The 21,082-nt window shown below is 61.3% G+C and carries 17 protein-coding genes and 4 tRNA genes; 1 reads left to right on the top strand and 20 read right to left on the bottom strand.

Annotated features, from left to right (window positions below):
- Positions 1 to 236 precede the first annotated feature (236 nt).
- Positions 237 to 313 (bottom strand) — tRNA-Val (locus HKK57_RS19035).
- 184 nt (positions 314 to 497) lie between these two features.
- Between HKK57_RS19035 and HKK57_RS19030 the strand changes: the two genes are divergently transcribed.
- Positions 498 to 1,781 carry an NAD(P)/FAD-dependent oxidoreductase gene (locus tag HKK57_RS19030; protein WP_154906905.1) on the top strand — a complete coding sequence of 428 codons (1,284 nt, stop codon included), beginning with the start codon at positions 498 to 500 and terminating at the stop codon, positions 1,779 to 1,781.
- 202 nt (positions 1,782 to 1,983) lie between these two features.
- Here the strand turns inward: HKK57_RS19030 and HKK57_RS19025 are convergent.
- The 19 genes from HKK57_RS19025 to leuC all read right to left on the bottom strand — a co-directional run bounded on the left by HKK57_RS19025 (position 1,984) and on the right by leuC (position 20,997).
- Positions 1,984 to 2,060, bottom strand: a tRNA-Asp gene (locus HKK57_RS19025).
- Between the two features lie 105 nt (positions 2,061 to 2,165).
- Positions 2,166 to 2,242 (bottom strand) — tRNA-Asp (locus HKK57_RS19020).
- Between the two features lie 55 nt (positions 2,243 to 2,297).
- A tRNA-Val gene (locus HKK57_RS19015) sits at positions 2,298 to 2,373 on the bottom strand.
- A 107-nt stretch (positions 2,374 to 2,480) separates the two neighbouring features.
- Positions 2,481 to 3,260 carry an SDR family oxidoreductase gene (locus HKK57_RS19010; RefSeq protein ID WP_070995078.1) on the bottom strand — a complete coding sequence of 260 codons (780 nt, stop codon included), beginning with the start codon at positions 3,258 to 3,260 and terminating at the stop codon, positions 2,481 to 2,483.
- Positions 3,257 to 4,468: an O-succinylhomoserine sulfhydrylase gene (locus HKK57_RS19005; RefSeq protein ID WP_169390558.1), complete on the bottom strand. Its 1,212-nt coding sequence runs from the start codon at positions 4,466 to 4,468 to the stop codon at positions 3,257 to 3,259. The genes HKK57_RS19010 and HKK57_RS19005 overlap by 4 nt, the downstream gene beginning before the upstream one ends.
- A 66-nt stretch (positions 4,469 to 4,534) precedes the next feature.
- Positions 4,535 to 6,040: an amidophosphoribosyltransferase gene (purF, locus tag HKK57_RS19000; protein ID WP_029294156.1), complete on the bottom strand. Its 1,506-nt coding sequence runs from the start codon at positions 6,038 to 6,040 to the stop codon at positions 4,535 to 4,537.
- Positions 6,041 to 6,081: 41 nt separating this feature from the next.
- A complete protein-coding gene (locus HKK57_RS18995; protein WP_070995080.1) occupies positions 6,082 to 6,639 on the bottom strand; it encodes a CvpA family protein in 558 nt (185 codons plus the stop codon).
- A gap of 251 nt (positions 6,640 to 6,890) precedes the next feature.
- The gene (locus HKK57_RS18990; protein WP_092231407.1) at positions 6,891 to 7,544 is read right to left on the bottom strand and encodes an SPOR domain-containing protein; all 654 of its coding nucleotides are present in this window, start codon (positions 7,542 to 7,544) and stop codon (positions 6,891 to 6,893) included.
- On the bottom strand, positions 7,528 to 8,835 hold the full coding sequence (gene folC / locus HKK57_RS18985) for a bifunctional tetrahydrofolate synthase/dihydrofolate synthase (RefSeq protein ID WP_169390557.1): 1,308 nt from the start codon (positions 8,833 to 8,835) through the stop codon (positions 7,528 to 7,530). Before folC ends, HKK57_RS18990 begins: the two co-directional genes overlap by 17 nt.
- The gene (gene accD / locus HKK57_RS18980; RefSeq protein ID WP_070995083.1) at positions 8,832 to 9,752 is read right to left on the bottom strand and encodes an acetyl-CoA carboxylase, carboxyltransferase subunit beta; all 921 of its coding nucleotides are present in this window, start codon (positions 9,750 to 9,752) and stop codon (positions 8,832 to 8,834) included. Before accD ends, folC begins: the two co-directional genes overlap by 4 nt.
- Before the next feature lie 244 nt (positions 9,753 to 9,996).
- Entirely contained in the window at positions 9,997 to 10,629 is a 633-nt protein-coding gene (locus HKK57_RS18975) for a phosphoribosylanthranilate isomerase (protein WP_029294144.1), read from the bottom strand.
- A 64-nt stretch (positions 10,630 to 10,693) separates the two neighbouring features.
- Positions 10,694 to 11,518, bottom strand: a complete 825-nt coding sequence (truA, locus tag HKK57_RS18970; protein WP_029294142.1) for a tRNA pseudouridine(38-40) synthase TruA — start codon at positions 11,516 to 11,518, stop codon at positions 10,694 to 10,696.
- Between the two features lie 205 nt (positions 11,519 to 11,723).
- Positions 11,724 to 14,300: a FimV family protein gene (locus HKK57_RS18965; protein ID WP_169390556.1), complete on the bottom strand. Its 2,577-nt coding sequence runs from the start codon at positions 14,298 to 14,300 to the stop codon at positions 11,724 to 11,726.
- 162 nt (positions 14,301 to 14,462) lie between these two features.
- The gene (locus HKK57_RS18960; RefSeq protein WP_092231414.1) at positions 14,463 to 15,473 is read right to left on the bottom strand and encodes an aspartate-semialdehyde dehydrogenase; all 1,011 of its coding nucleotides are present in this window, start codon (positions 15,471 to 15,473) and stop codon (positions 14,463 to 14,465) included.
- Between the two features lie 239 nt (positions 15,474 to 15,712).
- Positions 15,713 to 16,825 carry an aspartate-semialdehyde dehydrogenase gene (asd, locus tag HKK57_RS18955; protein ID WP_169390555.1) on the bottom strand — a complete coding sequence of 371 codons (1,113 nt, stop codon included), beginning with the start codon at positions 16,823 to 16,825 and terminating at the stop codon, positions 15,713 to 15,715.
- Positions 16,826 to 16,889: 64 nt separating this feature from the next.
- Positions 16,890 to 17,972 carry a 3-isopropylmalate dehydrogenase gene (gene leuB, locus HKK57_RS18950; RefSeq protein ID WP_029294134.1) on the bottom strand — a complete coding sequence of 361 codons (1,083 nt, stop codon included), beginning with the start codon at positions 17,970 to 17,972 and terminating at the stop codon, positions 16,890 to 16,892.
- A gap of 51 nt (positions 17,973 to 18,023) precedes the next feature.
- On the bottom strand, positions 18,024 to 18,788 hold the full coding sequence (locus HKK57_RS18945; RefSeq protein ID WP_092231417.1) for a class I SAM-dependent methyltransferase: 765 nt from the start codon (positions 18,786 to 18,788) through the stop codon (positions 18,024 to 18,026).
- Positions 18,789 to 18,923: 135 nt separating this feature from the next.
- On the bottom strand, positions 18,924 to 19,568 hold the full coding sequence (gene leuD, locus HKK57_RS18940) for a 3-isopropylmalate dehydratase small subunit (protein WP_003192559.1): 645 nt from the start codon (positions 19,566 to 19,568) through the stop codon (positions 18,924 to 18,926).
- 10 nt (positions 19,569 to 19,578) lie between these two features.
- Positions 19,579 to 20,997 carry a 3-isopropylmalate dehydratase large subunit gene (gene leuC, locus HKK57_RS18935; protein ID WP_029294130.1) on the bottom strand — a complete coding sequence of 473 codons (1,419 nt, stop codon included), beginning with the start codon at positions 20,995 to 20,997 and terminating at the stop codon, positions 19,579 to 19,581.
- Between the last annotated feature and the right edge of the window lie 85 nt (positions 20,998 to 21,082).

Here is a 21,082-nt window from a genome sequence, read left to right as displayed (position 1 = left end):
GCTTTTTACCGGCCATTGCCACCTCCTTGTTTGATAAGCAGCAAAGCATATCACCCACTTAAACGAATCACGCCAGCCGGCGAGGCAGGCGCACGCTGGGAGGTAAGCCATGAGCGCTTTCGCAGTGTTTGGTATGAACTTCGCGGTCGCCAACGCAGAGGCCGGCAAGAGAGCAACAAAAAAGGGCCCACCTTTCGGTGAGCCCTTCTAGACCGCCCAGCAGAGCGGATTTTGTTTGGTAGGCGCGATTGGACTCGAACCAACGACCCCCACCATGTCAAGGTGGTGCTCTAACCAACTGAGCTACGTGCCTGCTGTGAGGCGGCATTCTACGGAATTCCCGAGGGGTGTCAACACCTTTTTTGAAGCTAAGCCTATGAATATGCGAATTTTTTATTTTTCATTAGCCGCGCGGCTTTTTCCGGGTGGCTGGCAGGGTATTTTCAACTGAGGTAGGATCGGCGCACTCGTAAAAAATATAAAACAGAGGTTCCAGTATGGCGAACACCCCCTACCCCCAGTCGTATTACGCAGCGTCCGCCAATGCGGTTCCTCCCCGGCCAGCGCTGCAAGGTGAAGTCGAAACCGATGTGTGCGTGATCGGCGCCGGCTATACCGGGTTGTCGAGCGCGCTGTTCCTGCTGGAGAACGGCTTTCGTGTGACGGTACTGGAAGCCGCCAAGGTAGGTTTCGGTGCATCTGGGCGCAACGGTGGCCAGATCGTCAACAGCTATAGCCGTGATATCGATGTGATCGAACGCAGCGTCGGCCCCCAACAGGCACAGCTATTGGGACAAATGGCATTTGAGGGCGGCAGGATCATTCGTGAGCGGGTAGCCAAATACCAGATTCAGTGCGACTTGAAGGACGGCGGGGTCTTCGCTGCACTCAATAGCAAGCACATGGGCCACCTGGAATCGCAGAAGCGTTTGTGGGAGCGCTACGGCCATACGCAGTTGGAGTTGCTCGACGAGCGGCGCATCCGCGAGGTAGTGGCCTGTGACAACTACGTGGGCGGCCTGCTGGACATGAGTGGCGGGCATATCCATCCGCTGAACCTGGCATTGGGTGAAGCGGCGGCAGTGGAGTCCCTGGGCGGCACTATCTACGAACAGTCCGCCGCCGTGCGTATCGAGCGTGGCGCCAACCCTGTGGTCCACACGGCGCAAGGCAAGGTAAAGGCTAAATTCATCATCGTCGCCGGCAACGCGTACCTGGGCAACCTCGTGCCCGAACTGGCAGCCAAGTCGATGCCATGCGGCACACAAGTGATCACCACCGCACCTCTGGGGGATGAACTGGCTAAATCCCTGCTACCCCAGGACTTCTGCGTCGAAGACTGCAACTACTTGCTCGACTACTATCGACTGACCAGCGACAAGCGCCTGATCTTCGGCGGTGGCGTGGTGTATGGCGCGCGGGATCCGGCAAATATCGAAGCAATCATCCGACCGAAGATGCTCAAGGCCTTCCCGCAATTGAAGGATGTAAAAATCGACTACGCCTGGACCGGCAACTTCCTGCTGACCTTGTCTCGCCTGCCCCAGGTTGGCCGCATCGGCGATAACATCTACTACTCCCAGGGCTGTAGCGGGCATGGCGTGACGTATACGCACCTGGCGGGCAAGGTACTGGCCGAAGCCCTCAGAGGCCAAGCGGAGCGTTTTGACGCGTTTGCCGACCTGCCGCACTACCCGTTCCCGGGCGGCCAACTGCTGCGCACTCCATTTGCAGCGATGGGCGCGTGGTATTACGGGCTGCGGGACAAGCTGGGCTTCTGATCGACACCCTGCAGGAACCGGCTTGCCGGCGATAGCGATCTTGACGACGCTATCGCTGGCAAGCCCTCCCCTACAGGTCGCATCATCAAATCGCAGACACAAAAAACCCCGGTCTTTCGACCAGGGTCTTTGCTATCGATCCAATCAAGCATGAAGCTTGCTTTGGCGCTCTCGGGGTGTTCAGTGGACCCCGGAACAGATATGGCGCAGCGGACGGGACTCGAACCCGCGACCCCCGGCGTGACAGGCCGGTATTCTAACCGACTGAACTACCGCTGCGTATCGCTCAGACTGCTGAAGTGTCACCTTCAACCGCCTTCAAACATCTGACTGAGCAGCCTTGACTGTTCAATCTCAAACCCGACATATCGGACCTGGAAAATATGGCGCAGCGGACGGGACTCGAACCCGCGACCCCCGGCGTGACAGGCCGGTATTCTAACCGACTGAACTACCGCTGCGCGTCGGTGCAACTTTTAACGTTGCGTCTTGCCCGAAGGCAAAACTCTCAAGAAGTGGTGGGTGATGACGGGATCGAACCGCCGACCCTCTGCTTGTAAGGCAGATGCTCTCCCAGCTGAGCTAATCACCCTTTGCTTCGTTGAGGCCGCGAAATTTACGCAGATAGCGGACCTAAGTCAATAGCCTGCTTGAAGTTTTTCTGAAAAAGACAAAATCACGTCAAGACAGCTACCCGCCCTACTCGCTGTAAATCATCTTCTTGCTCATGCCGCCATCCACCACGAACTCTTGCCCCGTCACAAACCCAGCGCTGCGCGACAGCAGCCACGCCACCATGGCGGCCACATCCTCAACCGTCCCAACCCGGCCCGCAGGATGCTGCGCATGATCGGCGTCACTCAACGGCTCTGCGCGGCGCGCGGCGGGATCACGGGCATCGATCCAGCCAGGGCTGACAGCATTGACCCGAACCTCCGGCCCCAGGCTGATGGCCAGCGCATGGGTCAGGGCCAGCAGGCCACCCTTGCTCGCCGCATAGGCCTCGGTGTCCGGCTCCGACTGCCTGGCCCGGGTAGAAGCCAGATTGACGATAGAACCGCCGTGGGCACGCAGATACGGTGCACAGTGCTTGGCCAGCAGCATCGGCCCACTGAGGTTCACCGCCAGCACCCGATTCCAGTAAGCCAGGTCCAGGCTATCCAACGTGATATTGCGCGGGTCAGCCACTGCGGCATTGCACACCAGGGCATCCAGGCGCCCGAACTGGCCCAGCACTTCAGCAACCCCAAGGGCCACCTGCTGCTCATCAGCCACGTCCATGGTGATAAACCAGGCGTTATCGCCCAGCACCTTGGACACTTTGGCGCCCCGCTCGCGATCAAGATCGGCCAACACCACTTGCCAGCCTTCGCTGATCAGCCAGGCAGCGATCCCCAGGCCGATACCCCGTGCAGCGCCCGTTACCAACGCAACCCGGCCATTACTGGCGCCAGCCGCCTCCTGGGACCACTCGATCACAAGGCAGCCAGCCCGCGGGCCAGATCGGCCTGCAAGTCAGCCACGTCTTCCAGCCCCACGGCAACCCGGATCAGGCTGTCGCGGATACCGGCCGCTTCACGCTCCTGCGGGGCCAGGCGCCCATGGGAGGTGGTGCTTGGATGGGTAATGGTGGTTTTGCTGTCACCCAGGTTGGCGGTGATGGAAATCAGGCGCGTGGCGTCGATAAAGCGCCATGCGCCGTCTTTACCGCCCTTGACCTCAAAACTGACCACCGCCCCAAACCCGCGCTGCTGACGCTGGGCCAACTCATGTTGCGGGTGGCTCTTCAAGCCGGCGTAGTGGACTTTTTCGATGCCGTCCTGCTGTTCCAGCCACTCGGCCAGGGCCTGGGCGTTGGCGCAATGGGCTTTCATCCGCAGGCTGAGGGTTTCCAGGCCCTTGAGGAAAATCCAGGCGTTGAACGGGCTCAGGGTCGGGCCTGCGGTGCGCAAGAAACCCACTACTTCTTTCATCTGCTCGCCACGACCGGCCACTACACCGCCCATGCAACGGCCCTGGCCATCGATGAACTTGGTAGCCGAATGCACCACGATATCTGCGCCCAGCTTCAGCGGTTGCTGCAGGGCGGGCGTGCAGAAGCAGTTATCCACTACCAGCATCGCACCTTTGGCGTGCGCTACTTCGGCGAGGGCGGTGATGTCTACGAGCTCTGCCAGCGGATTGGACGGTGACTCGACGAACAGCAATTTGGTATTGGCCTTGATTGCCCCATCCCAACCTGAAAGGTCTGCCAGCGGCACGTAGTCGACTTCAATGCCGAAACGCTTGAAGTACTTCTCGAACAGGCTGATGGTCGAACCAAACACGCTACGCGATACCAATACATGGTCACCGGCGCTGCACAGGCTCATGACCACCGCGAGGATGGCCGCCATGCCCGTTGCCGTAGCGACGGCCTGCTCTGCACCTTCCAGGGCCGCGATACGCTCTTCGAAGGCACGTACGGTCGGGTTGGTATAACGGGAATAGACGTTACCCGGCACTTCGCCAGCAAAGCGCGCCGCCGCGTCCGCCGCGGTGCGGAACACGTAGCTGGAGGTGAAGAACATCGGGTCACCGTGCTCACCTTCCGGCGTGCGGTGCTGGCCGGCGCGCACAGCCAGGGTGTCGAAAGCCACGCCATCGAGGTCGCTGTCCAACCGACCGGCATCCCATTCCTGACTCATGCTGCCACTCCTTCACTCAATTCTTTATTTAAGATACAAAACCGGCCCCTCAGGGCCGGTAGTCAATCAGTTGTTGTACAGATCGATGATCGCGCTGACCGCCTGGGTCTTGATCTTCGAGGAGTCGTTGCGCGCCTGCTCGATCTTGTTCAGGTAAGCCTCATCGACATCACCGGTCACGTACTTGCCATCGAAGACCGCGCAATCGAACTGCTCGATCTTGATCTTGCCGCCGCCAACCGCCTCGATCAAGTCAGGAAGATCCTGATAGATCAGCCAATCAGCGCCAATCAGATCAGCCACATCCTGGGTCGAACGATTGTGCGCAATCAGTTCGTGGGCGCTCGGCATGTCGATACCGTACACGTTCGGGTAACGCACGGCAGGCGCAGCGGAACAGAAGTACACGTTCTTCGCCCCGGCTTCACGGGCCATCTGGATGATCTGCTTGCAGGTGGTGCCACGCACGATGGAGTCATCCACCAACATCACGTTCTTGCCGCGGAACTCCAGCTCGATGGCGTTGAGCTTCTGGCGTACCGACTTCTTGCGAGCCGCCTGGCCCGGCATGATGAAGGTGCGGCCGATGTAGCGGTTCTTGACGAAACCTTCGCGGAACTTGACGCCCAGGCGGGTGGCCAATTCCAGCGCAGCGGTGCGGCTGGTGTCCGGGATCGGGATCACCACGTCGATGTCGTGCTCTGGACGCTCGCGCAGGATCTTCTCGGCGAGCTTCTCGCCCATGCGCAGGCGCGCCTTGTACACCGAGACGCCATCGATGATCGAATCCGGGCGCGCCAGGTACACGTGCTCGAAAATGCACGGCGTGAGCTTGGGGTTGATCGCGCACTGGCGGGTGTGCAGCTTGCCATCTTCAGTGATGTACACCGCTTCGCCCGGGGCCAGGTCGCGCACCAGGGTAAAGCCCAGTACATCCAGGGATACGCTTTCGGAGGCGATCATGTACTCGACGCCTTCGTCGGTGTGACGCTGGCCGAACACGATAGGACGGATGCCATGCGGGTCGCGGAAACCAACGATCCCGTAACCGGTGATCATTGCCACGACCGCGTAGCCACCCACGCAACGGTTATGCACGTCGGTCACAGCGGCGAACACGTCTTCTTCGGTTGGCTGCAACTTGCCGCGCTGGGCCAGTTCGTGGGCAAACACGTTGAGCAGCACTTCCGAATCGGAACTGGTGTTGACGTGGCGCAGGTCAGATTCGTAAATCTCCTTGGCCAACTGTTCAACATTGGTCAGGTTACCGTTGTGCGCCAAGGTAATGCCGTAGGGCGAGTTGACGTAAAACGGTTGAGCTTCGGCCGAAGTCGAGCTACCGGCAGTCGGATAACGCACATGGCCAATACCCATATGCCCGACCAGGCGCTGCATGTGACGCTGATGGAACACGTCACGTACCAGGCCATTGTCCTTGCGCAGGAATAACCGGCCGTCGTGGCTGGTCACAATACCGGCAGCGTCCTGGCCGCGGTGCTGGAGGACGGTTAGCGCGTCATACAGCGCCTGATTGACGTTCGACTTACCGACGATACCGACGATGCCACACATGCGACGCAACCCCTACTTAATGAATCTTGACTGAACACTACTTACTGCGGCGCGTTGCCCGGCAAGAGGTGCTCCTTGAACGGAATATCAGCGGGTACGCTGATACCGCTGGCCAGCCACTGACTACTCCACCCCAATATGAGGTTCTTGGACCAGTCTGCAACCAATAGAAATTTTGGCACGAGACTCGACTCCTGCCACCAAGCATCCTGCTGTACCGGGCCCAGGCTCAACAGCCCGACCGCAACGACCACCAGCAACGCGCCACGCGCGGCACCGAAGGCCATGCCGAGAAATCGATCGGTCCCGGAGAGGCCGGTGACACGTATCAATTCGCCGATAAGATAATTGACCATTGCTCCCACCAGCAGCGTGGCGATGAACATGATGGCGCAGCCCGCGATGACACGAGCCGAAGGTGTTTCGATGTAGCCGGCCAAGTAAACGGCCAGGGATCCGCCGAACATCCAGGCGACGACTCCTGCAACGATCCAGGTCAGCAGCGATAATGCTTCTTTGACGAAGCCGCGGCTTAGACTGATCAATGCGGAGATGGCGATGATGGCTACGATCGCCCAATCAACCCAGGTAAATGGCACAGTGCAGCCTACAGACGGATAAGGCGGCGCATTTTAGCAGAGCGCTGGGCTATCGGTAAGCGGTGATTGGCGGTCCATTGCAAATCAATGGGTTGTGGCAAGCTGCGGCCATCTCAGACGGGCATAAACCAATGTGGGAGCGGGCTTGCCCGCGATAGCGGCGTGTCAGTCAACTTTAATATCGACTGATGTACCGTCATCGCGGGCAAGCCCGCTCCCACACAAGCCCGCACACACATTTGGAGCCAGAATCAGCCGCGTTCTGGCTGGAAGCGCACCACAAAACCCTTCAGATTCTGCTGACGCCCCAGCAAGTCACGCAGGCGGTCAGCCTCGGCACGCTCAATCAGCGGCCCGACAAACACCCGGTTCTTGCCATCGGCAGTACGGATATAAGCGTTATAGCCCTGGCTGCGCAGGGTTTTCTGCAAGGCTTCGGCACTTTCGCGGTTGGACAGGCTGGCAAGCTGCACCGACCAACTGATCGGCAGGCCATTGGGATCGATACGGCTTTGACCGACATCCGGCTTGCCTGGCGCAGCAGGCTGCGGCGCGACAGGTTTTGGCGCTGGAGCAGGCGCCGCTGGCTTGGCGGCCACGACTGGCGCTGGCTTGACTACGGGAACGCTGGGCTGAATTGGCGCCGTGGGTGCCTGCTGCTGGGCAATTTCTGCATCCGTCGGCACTGGCTCTTCCTCGGGCAGCGCCTGCGGCTCAGGCACCACCACCGGCTCGACCTGAACCTGCGGCATTACCGGGGCCTGGGGCGCAGCCGGCGCTTCAACCGTGACCTGGCGCTGCTCGTCCTGACGGGAAAACAGCATCGGCAGGAATATCACCGCCAATGCCACCAGCACCAGGGCTCCGACCATTCGCTGCTTGTATGCGCTATCCAGTAATGCCATGTGCAGCTTCCTCCGTGGAGCGCCGGGCCAACCACTCAAGCGCCTCGGCAACACAATAAAATGATCCGAACAACAGAATCTCGTCCTCGGCCGTTGCTACCGCGCATTGAGTCTCCAATGCAGCGGTCACGCTTGCATGGGACGTCACCGTCGCACCAAGGTTCTGCAGCAACACCTGTACATCATCGGCCGAACGGCTGCGAGGTGTGTCCAGCGGCGCAACCGCCCATGCCTGCACACTGCTCAGCAAGGGTGCAACCACACCTTCCAGGTCTTTGTCCGACAGCAAGCCGAACACCGCCAGGCGTCGACCCTTCGGCACATGGCTGGCCAAACGGCGCGCCAAGTACTGCGCAGCATGCGGGTTATGACCAACGTCCAGCAACAGGTCAAGGCGCTTGCCTTGCCACTCGAACGCGCGGCGATCCAGGCGCCCGACCACTCGTGTACGTTGCAAGGTATCGGCAATCTGCCCGGCATTCCATGGCAGATCCAGCAACAGGTAGGCTTGCAGGGCGAGTGCGGCGTTTTCCATGGGCAGGTTCAGCAGCGGCAGGCCGTGCAACTCGACGCCCAGACCCCGCGCATCGATACCGCGCCACGACCAATGATCGTCTGCCACGTCCAGGGAAAAATCCCGGCCCCGCAGGAAGAAGGGGCAATCCAGCTCGCGCACCTTGTCCAGCAAGGTATGCGGCGGATCCAGGTCACCACACAGTGCCGGCTTGCCTGGGCGCAGGATCCCGGCCTTTTCATAGGCCACCGATTCGCGGGTATCACCCAGGTAATCGGTATGGTCCACGCCAATGCTTGTGATCAACGCCAGGTCGGCGTCCACCACATTGACAGTATCCAGGCGACCACCCAGGCCCACTTCCAGCACAACGGCATCCAGTTGTTCGCGCTCGAACAACCAGAACGCAGCCAGGGTGCCCATCTCGAAATAGGTCAGGGAGGTATCGCCGCGCCCGGCATCCAGCGCCGCAAAGGCTTCGCACAATTGCTCGTCGGTGGCTTCAACACCGTTGAGTTGCACGCGCTCGTTGTAACGCAGCAAGTGCGGCGAGCTATAGACACCCACCTTCAAGCCCTGGGCCTGCAGCAACGCAGCGACAAAGGCACAGGTAGAGCCCTTGCCGTTGGTGCCCGTGACCGTAATCACTCGCGGCGCGGGCCGACCCAACCCGAGGCGGGCCGCTACCTGTTGCGAGCGCTCCAGGCCCATGTCGATGGCTGACGGATGCAACTGCTCAAGGTAGGCGAGCCACTCGCCCAGGGTTCGTTGGGTCATAGGTTTGCAGGCACCGGCGGAACGACGATAGGTTCGACTTTAGGCGCGACGTATTCTGGTGTCGGCAAGCCCATCATCTGTGCCAGCAGGTTACCCAGGCGTGGACGCAGTTCGGAGCGGGCGATGATCATGTCAATCGCCCCGTGCTCCAGCAGGAACTCGCTGCGCTGGAAGCCTTCCGGCAGCTTTTCGCGCACGGTCTGCTCGATCACACGTGGGCCGGCAAAGCCGATCAGTGCCTTGGGCTCGCCAACGATTACGTCGCCGAGCATCGCCAGGCTGGCGGAAACGCCGCCATAGACCGGGTCGGTCAGCACGGAGATGAACGGGATGCCTTCCTCGCGCAGACGCGCCAGTACCGCAGAGGTCTTGGCCATTTGCATCAGCGAGATCAACGCTTCCTGCATCCGCGCACCACCCGAGGCGGCGAAGCAGATCATTGGGCAACGGTTTTCCAGGGCGTAGTTGGCGGCACGTACAAAGCGCTCACCGACAATGGCGCCCATCGAACCACCCATGAAGGAGAATTCAAACGCCGACACCACCACCGGCATGCCCAGCAGCTTGCCGCTGATCGAGATCAGCGCGTCTTTTTCACCGGTCTGCTTCTGCGCAGCGGTCAGGCGGTCCTTGTACTTCTTGCCGTCGCGGAACTTGAGGCGGTCCACCGGCTCCAGGTCAGCGCCCAGCTCGGCACGGCCATCGGCGTCGAGGAAGATGTCGATACGGGCGCGGGCGCCGATACGCATGTGGTGGTTGCACTTGGGGCAAACGTCCAGGGTCTTTTCCAGCTCTGGGCGGTACAACACCGCGTCGCAGGATGGGCACTTGTGCCACAGACCTTCAGGGACCGAGCTTTTCTTCACCTCGGAACGCATGATCGAGGGGATCAGTTTGTCTACTAACCAGTTGCTCATGCTTTCTTTCTCCAGTACCGGTGGCTTGAACACAGCCCCGCGTATGCCCTTGAGCTAAATTCATTGATGTGGCGATAACAGCTGCAGGACGGGGTCAGACGTTCGACCAGCCATTTCCTGCACCTGCCCTCAGCCTTCCAGACAACCCGCCAACGCGTGGCTGCCACTTCATTGGCGCCGCCCGAGGGCAACGCCGGCCTGTTTCACACAGTGGTAGTTACTGACGGCGGCAGACTGCCAGCCGTCACATCGCGCCACTGCTGCTGCGCACTGCCTGCATGAATGCGCGAATCTTGGCAGAATCCTTGATGCCCTTGCCCTGCTCCACCCCGCCGCTGACGTCCACCGCATACGGGCGAACCTGGGCGATGGCCTGCGCCACGTTTTCGGCACACAGGCCGCCGGCCAGGATGATCGGCTTGCTCAAGCCCTGGGGAATCAGCGACCAGTCAAAGGCCTCGCCCGTACCACCAGGAATGCCCTCGACATAGGCATCGAGCAAAATCCCGCTGGCCCCGGCGTAGGCGGCGCAACTGGCGGCGATATCGTCCCCGGCCTTGACCCTCAAGGCCTTGATATAAGGGCGATGGTAGCCGGCGCACTCATCCGGGGTTTCGTCGCCATGGAACTGCAGCAGATCCAGGGGGACGGCATCCAGGGTTTCGTTGAGCTCACAGGCGCTGGCGTTGACGAACAGCCCCACGGTGGTCACGAACGGCGGCAAGCCGGCAATGATCGCCCGTGCCTGCTGCACCGTCACCGCACGCGGGCTCTTGGCATAAAACACAAAACCAATGGCGTCAGCCCCCGCCTCGACTGCCGCCAGCGCGTCTTCCATGCGGGTAATCCCGCAAATCTTGCTGCGAACGCCTGACATATCGTCGGAACCTCAGGGGGCTGTCCAGGAAAGTCCCGGATGGTAACAAATGCTTTTCCAGGCGTCAGCCGTCAAGTTCAGTGAAACCTGTGAGGAAGTGTGGCCCGATGAAACGCTGCGGCAACTCGAACTCATCGCGGTATTCCACATCCACCAGATACAGGCCGAACGGGTGCGCCGTCACCCCGCCGGTACGACGCACTCGACTCTCCAGCACTTCCTTGGCCCATTCCACCGGGCGCTCGCCGGTGCCAATGGTCATCAGTACACCGGCGATATTGCGCACCATATGGTGCAGGAACGCACCGGCACGGATATCCAGGACAATCATCTTGCCGTGGCGCGTGACGCGCAGGTGGTGGACTTCCTTGATCGGCGACTTGGCCTGGCACTGGCCAGCCCGGAACGCGCTGAAATCATGGATTCCCACCAGGTGCTGGGCCGCCTCAGCCATACGCTCGGCGTCCAGCGGGCGGTGGTTCCAGGTAATTTCTTCGTTCAAGTGTGCCGGACGGATCTGATCGTTATAGATCACGTAGCGGTAGCGCCGGGCAATCGCCTTGAACCGCGCATGGAAGTGCGCCGGCATGACCTTGGCCCAACTGACGCTAACATCGTGGGGCAGATTGATATTGGCGCCCATCACCCAGGCTTTCATCGAACGCTCGGCCTGGGTGTCAAAATGGACCACTTGCCCGCAGGCATGCACGCCGGCGTCGGTACGCCCGGCGCACATCAATGAAACCGGCGAGTCGGCGACCTTCGACAGGGCCTTCTCCAGGGTTTCCTGTACGGTCGGCACGCCCGAGGCCTGGCGCTGCCAGCCGCGATAGCGCGAGCCTTTGTATTCAACGCCCAGGGCGATTCTGAAAAAGCCAGCGGCCGCCATTTCGGCGGCCGCGTTATCTATATTTGCCAAGAGCTGAGGGCCTGATGAGTTGCGCAAAGGCAGCCATTATATATGGCTTGAGGATTTTTGTAGGAGCGAGCTTGCTCGCGAAGATCGTCAACGATAACGCGCCCATCCTGGAAGAACGCGGTGCCCTTGAGTTTTTCGCGAGCAAGCTCGCTCCTACAGGAGTTGCGTAACGGCTTTAGGCCAGGTTGCTGAGCATTTCCTTGGCTTCATCCCGTTGCTTTTCATCGCCTTCGGTAAGGACTTCGGCCAGGATGTCACGCGCACCGCCCTCATCCCCCATGTCGATATAAGCCTGGGCCAGGTCCAGCTTGGTGGCGACTTCGTCGGTGCCCGACAGGAAGTCGAACTCCGGCTCATCGTCGCCCTTGGCGGCGTCTTCGGCAGTGAAGCTCGGCTCGATCGACGGGCTTTCCAGGCTCTGGGACAGACGCTCCAGTTCGGCGTTGACATCGTCAAGCTCCGAAGCGAATGCGTCCGGCTTGGCTGACGCCGCGGGTTCGTCCGCCAGGGACAGATCAAAGTCTTCCGGCAGGTCAAAATCTTCCAGCGCGGCCGGCGTCAGGGTGGGCGGCTCTACCGGCGGCAGGTCCTTCATCTGCTCTTCCAGACCGGAGAGGAAGTCGTCATCGGACGCAGAGGCTGGCGCATCCAATTGCAAGTCAAGGTCAAAATCCGATAGATCGTCCTCGCTGGCCTTGGCTTCATTCTGCTGCTGCAATACCGACTCGAAGCTCAGATCATCGATCTCGGGCTCTGGCGCAACCACGGCCGGCGAAGCGGCTTCCAGGTCATCCAGGCTCAGGTCGAAGTCGGTGTCGAACCCATCGGCCTCAGGCGTGGCGGCGGGCGCCGGTTCTTCCTGGAGCAGATCCTTGACGTACTGCGCATCCAGCGCAGCGGCGGCGACGGCAGCACTGACACCCGCTGCCAGCACGGCCATGGCCGGGTAGCGGTTTTTCAACAGTTCGACCTGGGCGTGATTTTCGCCATTGGCGACCAGTTGGCGCTCCTGGGTTACGAAGCCATCTTTGTCGCCCTGCTGACCATAGACTTCCAGGAGCTTGAGACGCAGATCGCTGCGCTTGGGCTCCAGCTTGATCGCTTCTTCCAGCACGGCGGCCGCCTGGTTCAGGTGACCACGATCCAGGTGGGACTGAGCCAGCGCCAAAGCGTCGGAGGAGCCGGGTTCGATGATCGGCTTGCTCGGCGGCGCCATGCTGGTCACCGGTGCAGGCACAGGCGCCACGGCAACCGGCGCTGGAGCTGGAGCTGGAGCTGGAGCTGGAGCTGGAGCTGGAGCCAGCTTGACGTTTGCCGCAGGGACTTCAAGGCCTTCGAAACTGTCCGACGGCATGTCCTGGTCAAGGCTCGAGGAGAACTCCGGTTCCTCGGCCAGCGCCCGCGCCATGCGCAGGTGTTTTTCCTCTTCCAGGCGCGCATTGCGATGACGCGCCCATAGCAGCAGGAGCAGCAATACCAGCAGGCCAGCGGCACCGCCAATCACCCCGAGAACGATGGGATTGGTCAGCAGGTCATTGAACTTGCCTTCGGTGCTGGCCACGGGCGCGGGCTCAGCCGGGCTTTCCACAGGCGCAACCACGGGCGCTTCGGCGGCTGGCGCCGGGGTAGCAGGTGCTGGTGCAACGGGCGCCGCCGCCAACTCCGCAGGCATGGCCGCCGGCTGCGCCGGTGCGCCACCCTCGGCCTGCAACTTGGCCAATTGGTTGTTCTTCAGTTCAATCAGCCGCTGCAACTTGTCCAACTGACTTTGCAGGTCAGTCATGCGGCTTTTCAGTTCTTCATTTTCGCGGCGGGTCGAATCCAGGCTTTCCTGGGTCACCGCCAGCTTGTTGTTCAAAGCCTTGCTATCCCCTGCGGCGCCTTTGACTCCAGCCTTGGCGGCCTCGGCCGAGACCAGGCTGAGGTTGTCCTTGGCAGCCGTTTGCGACGGCGCGGCACCGGCCTGGGTGCGCTTGGTGGCGTCCAGTTGCTGACGCCCCGCTGCCTGATTAGTGGCACCGCGACGCCCCTGACGCCAGGCCGCGTTCTGCGCAGTCACTTCGGCAATCGCCTGAGGTTGCGGCAGGCTGGTGCTTTGTACCGGGTCCGGCAGGCGCAGTACCTGGCCGGTTTTCATGCGGTTGATATTGCCGTCGACAAAAGCCCCAGGGTTCAGCGCCTGGATCGCCAGCATCGTCTGCTGGATCGAGCCGCCATTGCGATTTTTAGCGGCGATTTCCCACAGGGTGTCGCGGGAAGTCGTAGTGTGTTCAGCCGCCTTGCTGACGCTGCTGGCCGCAGGCGGGGCAAGGCGCGGTGCCGGGGCAATGGCCTCCGGGGCCTTTTGCTCGAACTTGGCCGGGTCCAGCAAGACGCTGTAGTCGCGCATCAATCGGCCATTGGGCCATTGCACCTGCAACAGGAAGCGCACATAGGAGTCGGGCAAGGGCTTGCTGGAGGTAACGCGCACCACGCTGCGACCGCTGGGGTTGAGCACCGGGGTAAAGCTCAGTTCATCAAGGAACGCCTGGCGATCCACGCCCGCATCCACAAAGGCCTGGGAAGACGCGAGGCTGGGTACGATGTCGGAGGCGCTCAGCCCGCCTACATCGAGCAGCTCGATCTCCACCGACAACGGCTGGTTCAACTTCGACTTGAGTGTCATCTCCCCAAGTTGCAGCGCTTGCGCCATACCGGAGGACAGCGCCGAGGCGGCCGCTATTGCTAACACCAGTTTGCGAACTTGAACCATAGCCTCATCCTTTGTTTGAACACTCCTCGGCCCGCGAGAAGGTTGGGTACCGCTGCCATTCGGCATGGCGAGCCGATAGGTCACCGACGCGCAACTTTTCGTGCATGGGGCCAAGCATAGCGCTTAGCTAGAATCAATCTACAAATTGCCGCCAAGTATCTTTTACGCAAGGTCTTTTATCAACAACTGCGCCAGTTGCACCGCGTTAAGCGCAGCACCTTTGCGTACGTTATCTGACGTCAGCCACAAGTTTAGTTCCGCTGGGTCGTCAATGCCCGCTCGCACCCGGCCCACGTAGACCACATCCTGACCGACCGCATCCCCAACAGCGGTAGGGTAATCGCCCTCTTCCACCAGTTCGATGCCCGGCGCCGACTCCAGCACGCGATTGACTGCGCCAAGGTCCACAGGGCCCGCCAGTTGCAGGGACACGCTCAGGCTATCGCCAAAAAACACCGGAGCTTGAACGCAGGTTGCGGAAATCTTCAGCAACGGTAAATCAAGCAAGACGCGCAGTTCGTGGACCAGGCGTTTTTCCAGGGCCGTGTGGCCCTGGGCGTCCGGCGTACCGACCTGGGCCAGCAGGTTGAAGGCCATTTGCCGATCGAAGAACTTTGGCTCCAGGGGGCGCACATTCAACAATTCGGCGGTTTGCCGGGCCAGCTCACTCACGGCTTCACGGCCCTGGGCAGACACGGCCAGGCTGGCGGTGACACTGACGCGCTGGATGCCCAGCAAGCCTCGCAAAGGCGCCAGGACCACCGCCAGATGAGTGGCGCACGGGCTCGGGCTGCCGACCTGGAAGGGCTTTCTCAGACCGTCCAGGACGTGGGCGTTGGCTTCCGGCACCACCTGAGGTGCCTGCTCGGCCGGCAAGGCCCCAGACAAGTCGATCAGCGAGCACCCCGCCGCAGTGGCGCGCGGGGCAAAACTCAAGGTGACCGCCGGGCCAGCCGCGAAAAAGGCCAGTTGCACCTTGCTGAAATCAAACTCGTCGACTTCCCGCACCCGCACGTTCTTGCCGCGAAATGGCACCGAAGCGCCGGCCGACTCACTGCTGGCCAGCAGGTGCAGGGTGCCGACCGGGAAATCCAGCTCTTCGAGGATCTGTACCAGGGTTTCGCCAACGGTGCCGGTGGCGCCGATCACGGCGATATCAAAGGTCTGGGTCATGGAGGCTGCCTCGGGCATTGCGGGGGGAGCGGCACTTTACCGGGTGGTGGGGGGTGAGGCAATTAACCCAGGCTTTGTGGTGTGATGGGGGCCGCTATCGCGGGCAAGCCCGCTCCTACATTTTGATTTGTGAACACATTCAATTGTAGGAGCGGGCTTGCCCGCGATGACGGCCCCAGGCGCAATAAAAAACCCGCGCCTGTCACCAGGGCACGGGTTTGTTCAACACCAAAAAGCGATCAACGCTCCAGCAGGATCCGCAACATCCGGCGCAACGGCTCGGCCGCGCCCCACAGCAGTTGGTCACCCACGGTGAAGGCGCCCAGGTACTGGGTGCCCATGTTCAGCTTGCGCAGACGCCCCACCGGAACATTCAGGGTGCCAGTGACCTTGGTCGGGCTCAGCTCCTGCATGCTGATATCGCGGTTGTTCGGCACCAGCTTGACCCATGGGTTGTGCTGGCTGATCAGCCCTTCGATATCGGCAATCGGTACGTCTTTGTTCAGCTTGATGGTCAGCGCCTGGCTGTGGCAGCGCATGGCGCCGATGCGCACGCAGATACCGTCCACCGGGATCGGGTTCTTGAAGCGCCCCAGGATCTTGTTGGTCTCGGCCTGGGCCTTCCACTCTTCACGGCTCTGGCCGTTCGGCAGTTCTTTGTCGATCCACGGGATCAGGCTACCGGCCAATGGCACGCCGAAGTTCTCGGTCGGATAGGCGTCGCTGCGCATGGCCTCGGCCACACGACGGTCGATGTCGAGGATCGCGCTGGCCGGGTCGGTCAGTTGATCGGCGACGGCCGCGTGGGTCGCGCCCATCTGCTTGATCAGCTCACGCATGTTCTGCGCACCGGCACCGGAGGCCGCCTGATAGGTCATGGCGCTCATCCACTCCACCAGCCCGGCTTCGAACAGGCCACCCAGGCCCATCAGCATCAGGCTGACGGTGCAGTTGCCGCCGACATAGTTCTTGGTGCCGGCGTCGAGCTGCTGGTCGATGACCTTGCGGTTGACCGGGTCAAGGATGATCACGGCGTCGTCTTGCATGCGCAGGCTCGAGGCGGCGTCGATCCAGTAACCCTGCCAGCCGGCTTCACGCAGCTTGGGGAAGACTTCGCTGGTGTAGTCGCCGCCCTGGCAGGTCAGAATGACGTCGAGGGTCTTGAGCTCTTCAATGTTGTAGGCGTCCTTGAGCGGGGCGATATCCTTGCCCACGGACGGCCCTTGGCCACCGACATTCGAAGTGGTGAAAAACACCGGCTCAATAAGATCGAAATCCTGCTCTTCCAGCATCCGCTGCATGAGCACGGAACCGACCATACCGCGCCAACCGATCAGACCTACACGTTTCATCGCAACTACACCTTGTTAAAAAGTGGGCCGCCTTGCAGCAACAACTGCAAGCGGGCCCGAGAGATTACAGATTCCGCAGCGCGGCGACTACTGCGTCGCCCATTTCCTGCGTCCCGACCTTGGTGCAACCCTGCGACCAGATGTCGCCGGTACGCAGGCCCTGGTCCAGCACCAGGCTCACCGCCTTCTCGATCGCGTCCGCCGCTTCGCTCAGGTTGAAGCTGTAACGCAGCATCATCGAGACCGACAGGATGGTCGCCAGCGGGTTGGCAATGCCCTGGCCCGCGATATCCGGCGCCGAACCGTGGCACGGCTCGTACATGCCCTTGTTGTGGGTGTCCAGGGACGCCGACGGCAGCATGCCGATGGAACCGGTGAGCATCGAGGCCTGGTCGGACAGGATGTCGCCGAACAGGTTGTCGGTGACGATCACGTCGAACTGCTTGGGTGCACGCACCAGTTGCATCGCGGCGTTATCGACGTACATGTGGCTCAACTCGACGTCCGGGTAGTCCTTGGCCACTTCTTCGACGATCTCGCGCCACAGCTGGCTGGAGGCCAGGACATTGGCCTTGTCTACCGAGCAGACCTTCTTGCCACGTACGCGGGCCATGTCGAAACCGACACGGGCGATACGGCGGATTTCGCTCTCGCTGTACGGCAGGGTGTCATAGGCCTGGCGCTCGCCATTTTCCAGCTCGCGCACACCCCGTGGCGAGCCGAAATAGATACCGCCGGTCAGCTCGCGCACGATCAGGATATCCAGGCCCGCCACCACTTCCGGCTTGAGGCTCGACGCGTCGGCCAGTTGCGGATAGAGGATCGCCGGGCGCAGGTTGCCGAACAGGCCCAGTTGCGCGCGGATTTTCAGCAGGCCGCGCTCCGGGCGGATATCACGTTCGATCTTGTCCCATTTCGGCCCACCCACGGCGCCGAGCAGCACGGCGTCGGCAGCACGGGCACGGTCCAGGGTCTCGTCGGCCAGGGGCACGCCATGCTTGTCGATGGCCGCGCCGCCGATCACGTCGTGGCTCAATTCAAAGCCCAGGCTGTACTTGCTGTTGGCCAATTCCAGGACCTTGACCGCTTCGGCCATGATTTCCGGACCAATGCCGTCGCCAGGGAGAATCAGAATCTGCTTGCTCATGCGTTCCTCATTTCATCAAGCGACCCGCCCTCGGGCAGGTCGGGAAAATTATTAGCGTTCGGCCCAGACCACCAGCACGTCGGTGCTGAAGGTGCCATCGGCTTGAATCTCAAAATAATCGCGCACTTCCTGGCCCATCGCCTTTTGCAGTGCCAGGATCGCTGCGCGCAATACCTCTGGCGTGCGCATGCGCTCGACCCACGAGGTGTATTCCAGGCGCAGGCGCTGGCGACTGCTATTGCGTACATGCAAGCCGGCTTCGCTGAGCTGGCGCATCCACTCGCCAGCGGAGTAGTCGCGCACATGGCTGGTGTCGCGCAGCACTTCGACGGTTTGCAGGTAAGTGTCCAACAGCGGGCTGCCCGGTGACAAGACGTCGACAAATGCCGCCACGCCGCCCGGCTTGAGCACCCGGCGCACTTCGCGCAGCGCCAGGCCCAGGTCGCTCCAGTGATGGGCCGAGTAGCGGCTGAACACGAAGTCGAACTCGCCATCGGCAAACGGCAGGCGCTCGGCGGCCCCGTGCAGGGTGCGGATATTGTCCAGCCCACGGTCGGCGGCAGCGGCGGCGACCACGTCGAGCATTTGCTGCGACAGGTCGTAGGCCACCACTTCCTTGACCAGCGGTGCTACGTGGAAACTCACGTGACCGGCGCCACAACCCAGGTCCAGCAGGCGTGCCGCGCCCTGCCCGGCCAGTTCGGCCTGCAGCAGTGCGAATTCGGTGCCTTGGGCGTGCACGGCACTGCTCAGGTAGGCCGAGGCCTGTTCACCGAATTGTTTTTGCACGACTTGGGTGTGGGCGGTGCTGGTCATGGAAGTTTCCTTGGGTTTTGTGGTGTTGGTACGGGCGCTATCGCCGGCAAGCCAGCTCCCACATTTGACCGTGTTCACAGATCAAAATGTGGGAGCGGGCTTGCCCGCGATGGGGCCCGCACGGTTTACCGCAAATCAGGCATCACGAAACAACCAAGGCTGGCTGGCCCGGTGCTTGGCTTCAAACGCCGCAATGGCATCGCCGTCCTGCAAGGTCAGGCCGATATCGTCCAGGCCGTTGATCAGGCAGTGCTTACGGAACGCATCCACTTCAAAGTGGTACACCTTGCCGTCCGGACGGGTCACGGTTTGCGCCGCGAGGTCGACGGTCAATTGGTAGCCGACATTGGCTTCCACTTGCTGGAACAACTCGTCCACTTCGGCATCGCTCAAGATGATCGGCAACAAACCGTTCTTGAAGCTGTTGTTGAAGAAGATATCGGCGTAGCTCGGCGCGATGATGCTGCGAAAGCCATATTCTTCCAGGGCCCAAGGCGCGTGTTCACGGCTGGATCCGCAACCGAAGTTCTCCCGGGCCAGCAACACACTGGCGCCCTGGTAACGCTCGGCATTGAGCACGAAGTCTTTGTTCAGCGGGCGCTTGGAGTTGTCCTGGTAGGCGTAGCCCACGTCCAGGTAGCGCCACTCGTCGAACAGGTTCGGGCCGAAACCGGTGCGCTTGATCGACTTCAAGAACTGCTTGGGGATGATCTGGTCGGTGTCCACGTTGGCACGGTCCAACGGTGCGACAAGACCTGTGTGTTGGGTAAAAGCTCTCATCGGGTATTCCTCAGATCAATTCGCGAACGTCGATGAAACGACCGTTGACGGCAGCCGCAGCGGCCATGGCCGGGCTCACCAGGTGGGTGCGGCCACCGGCGCCCTGACGCCCTTCGAAGTTACGGTTGGAGGTGGACGCGCAATGCTCGCCGGACTCCAAACGGTCCGGGTTCATCGCCAGGCACATGGAGCAACCCGGCTCGCGCCATTCAAAACCGGCTTCGAGGAAGATCTTGTCCAGGCCTTCGGCTTCGGCCTGGGCCTTCACCAGGCCCGAACCTGGCACCACAATGGCTTGCTTGATGGTCGCGGCCACTTTGCGGCCCTTGGCGATCACCGCCGCGGCGCGCAGGTCTTCGATCCGCGAGTTGGTGCAGGAACCGATAAACACCCGGTCCAACTGGATGTCGGTGATCGCCTGGTTGGCTTTCAAGCCCATGTACTTCAAGGCCCGCTCGATGGAACCGCGCTTGACCAGGTCGGCTTCCTTGGCCGGGTCCGGCACGTTCTGGTCGACGGCCAGGACCATTTCCGGCGAAGTGCCCCAGCTGACTTGTGGCTTGATCTGGGCGGCGTCGAGTTCGACCACGGTGTCGAACACCGCATCTTTGTCAGAAACCAGGTCTTTCCAGGCCTCCACGGCGGCATCCCAATCGGCGCCTTGCGGAGCGAATGGACGGCCCTTGACGTACTCCACGGTTTTTTCATCCGCCGCCACCATGCCCACACGGGCACCGGCTTCGATGGACATGTTGCAGATGGTCATGCGGCCTTCGATGGACAAATCACGAATCGCGCTACCGGCGAACTCGATGGCATGGCCGTTACCGCCAGCGGTGCCAATTTTACCGATCACGGCCAACACGATGTCCTTGGCGGTGACGCCAAAGGGCAAGGTGCCTTCGACCAGCACCAGCATGTTCTTCATTTTCTTGGCGACCAGGCACTGGGTGGCGAACACATGTTCCACCTCGGAGGTGCCGATACCGTGGGCCAGGGCGCCGAACGCACCATGGGTGGAGGTATGGGAGTCGCCGCAGACCACGGTCATGCCCGGCAAGGTTGCGCCCTGCTCCGGGCCGATAACGTGGACGATGCCCTGGCGCACGTCATTCATCTTGAATTCGGTGATGCCGTACTCGTCGCAATAGTCGTCGAGGGTCTGGACCTGCAAGCGCGAGACCTGGTCGGCAATGGCTTCGATGCCGCCCTTGCGCTCCGGGGTGGTCGGCACGTTGTGGTCCGGGGTCGCGATGATCGAGTCGACGCGCCAAGGCTTGCGCCCGGCCAGTCGCAGGCCTTCGAACGCTTGGGGCGAGGTCACTTCATGGATGATGTGACGGTCGATGTAGATCAGCGATGACCCATCATCGCGCCGTTTCACTTCATGGGAATCCCAGAGTTTGTCGTAAAGCGTTTTGCCGGCCATCAGTCGGTCCTCATCAGCGTCTTTCTATGCCCTGGGCGTTGAACGATTCAATAACCCTTTGGCTTGTGAGGCTGATGCTATGGCG

This window comes from Pseudomonas sp. ADAK21, from assembly GCF_012935735.1.
Taxonomy (GTDB): Bacteria; Pseudomonadota; Gammaproteobacteria; order Pseudomonadales; family Pseudomonadaceae; genus Aquipseudomonas; species Aquipseudomonas proteolytica.
Note: the sequence above shows the minus strand (reverse complement) of the source record. Positions and strands in the feature narration are given on the sequence as shown.

Coding starts and splice junctions, on each gene's coding strand:
- HKK57_RS19030 (WP_154906905.1), top strand. CDS start 498: ATGGCGAACACCCCCTACCCCCAGTCGTATTACGCAGCGTCCGCCAAT.
- HKK57_RS19005 (WP_169390558.1), bottom strand. CDS start 4,468: ATGAGTCAGGAATGGGATGCCGGTCGGTTGGACAGCGACCTCGATGGC.
- purF (WP_029294156.1), bottom strand. CDS start 6,040: ATGTGTGGCATCGTCGGTATCGTCGGTAAGTCGAACGTCAATCAGGCG.
- HKK57_RS18990 (WP_092231407.1), bottom strand. CDS start 7,544: ATGGCATTACTGGATAGCGCATACAAGCAGCGAATGGTCGGAGCCCTG.
- folC (WP_169390557.1), bottom strand. CDS start 8,835: ATGACCCAACGAACCCTGGGCGAGTGGCTCGCCTACCTTGAGCAGTTG.
- accD (WP_070995083.1), bottom strand. CDS start 9,752: ATGAGCAACTGGTTAGTAGACAAACTGATCCCCTCGATCATGCGTTCC.
- HKK57_RS18975 (WP_029294144.1), bottom strand. CDS start 10,629: ATGTCAGGCGTTCGCAGCAAGATTTGCGGGATTACCCGCATGGAAGAC.
- truA (WP_029294142.1), bottom strand. CDS start 11,518: ATGGCGGCCGCTGGCTTTTTCAGAATCGCCCTGGGCGTTGAATACAAA.
- HKK57_RS18965 (WP_169390556.1), bottom strand. CDS start 14,300: ATGGTTCAAGTTCGCAAACTGGTGTTAGCAATAGCGGCCGCCTCGGCG.
- HKK57_RS18960 (WP_092231414.1), bottom strand. CDS start 15,473: ATGACCCAGACCTTTGATATCGCCGTGATCGGCGCCACCGGCACCGTT.
- asd (WP_169390555.1), bottom strand. CDS start 16,825: ATGAAACGTGTAGGTCTGATCGGTTGGCGCGGTATGGTCGGTTCCGTG.
- leuB (WP_029294134.1), bottom strand. CDS start 17,972: ATGAGCAAGCAGATTCTGATTCTCCCTGGCGACGGCATTGGTCCGGAA.
- HKK57_RS18945 (WP_092231417.1), bottom strand. CDS start 18,788: ATGACCAGCACCGCCCACACCCAAGTCGTGCAAAAACAATTCGGTGAA.
- leuD (WP_003192559.1), bottom strand. CDS start 19,568: ATGAGAGCTTTTACCCAACACACAGGTCTTGTCGCACCGTTGGACCGT.
- leuC (WP_029294130.1), bottom strand. CDS start 20,997: ATGGCCGGCAAAACGCTTTACGACAAACTCTGGGATTCCCATGAAGTG.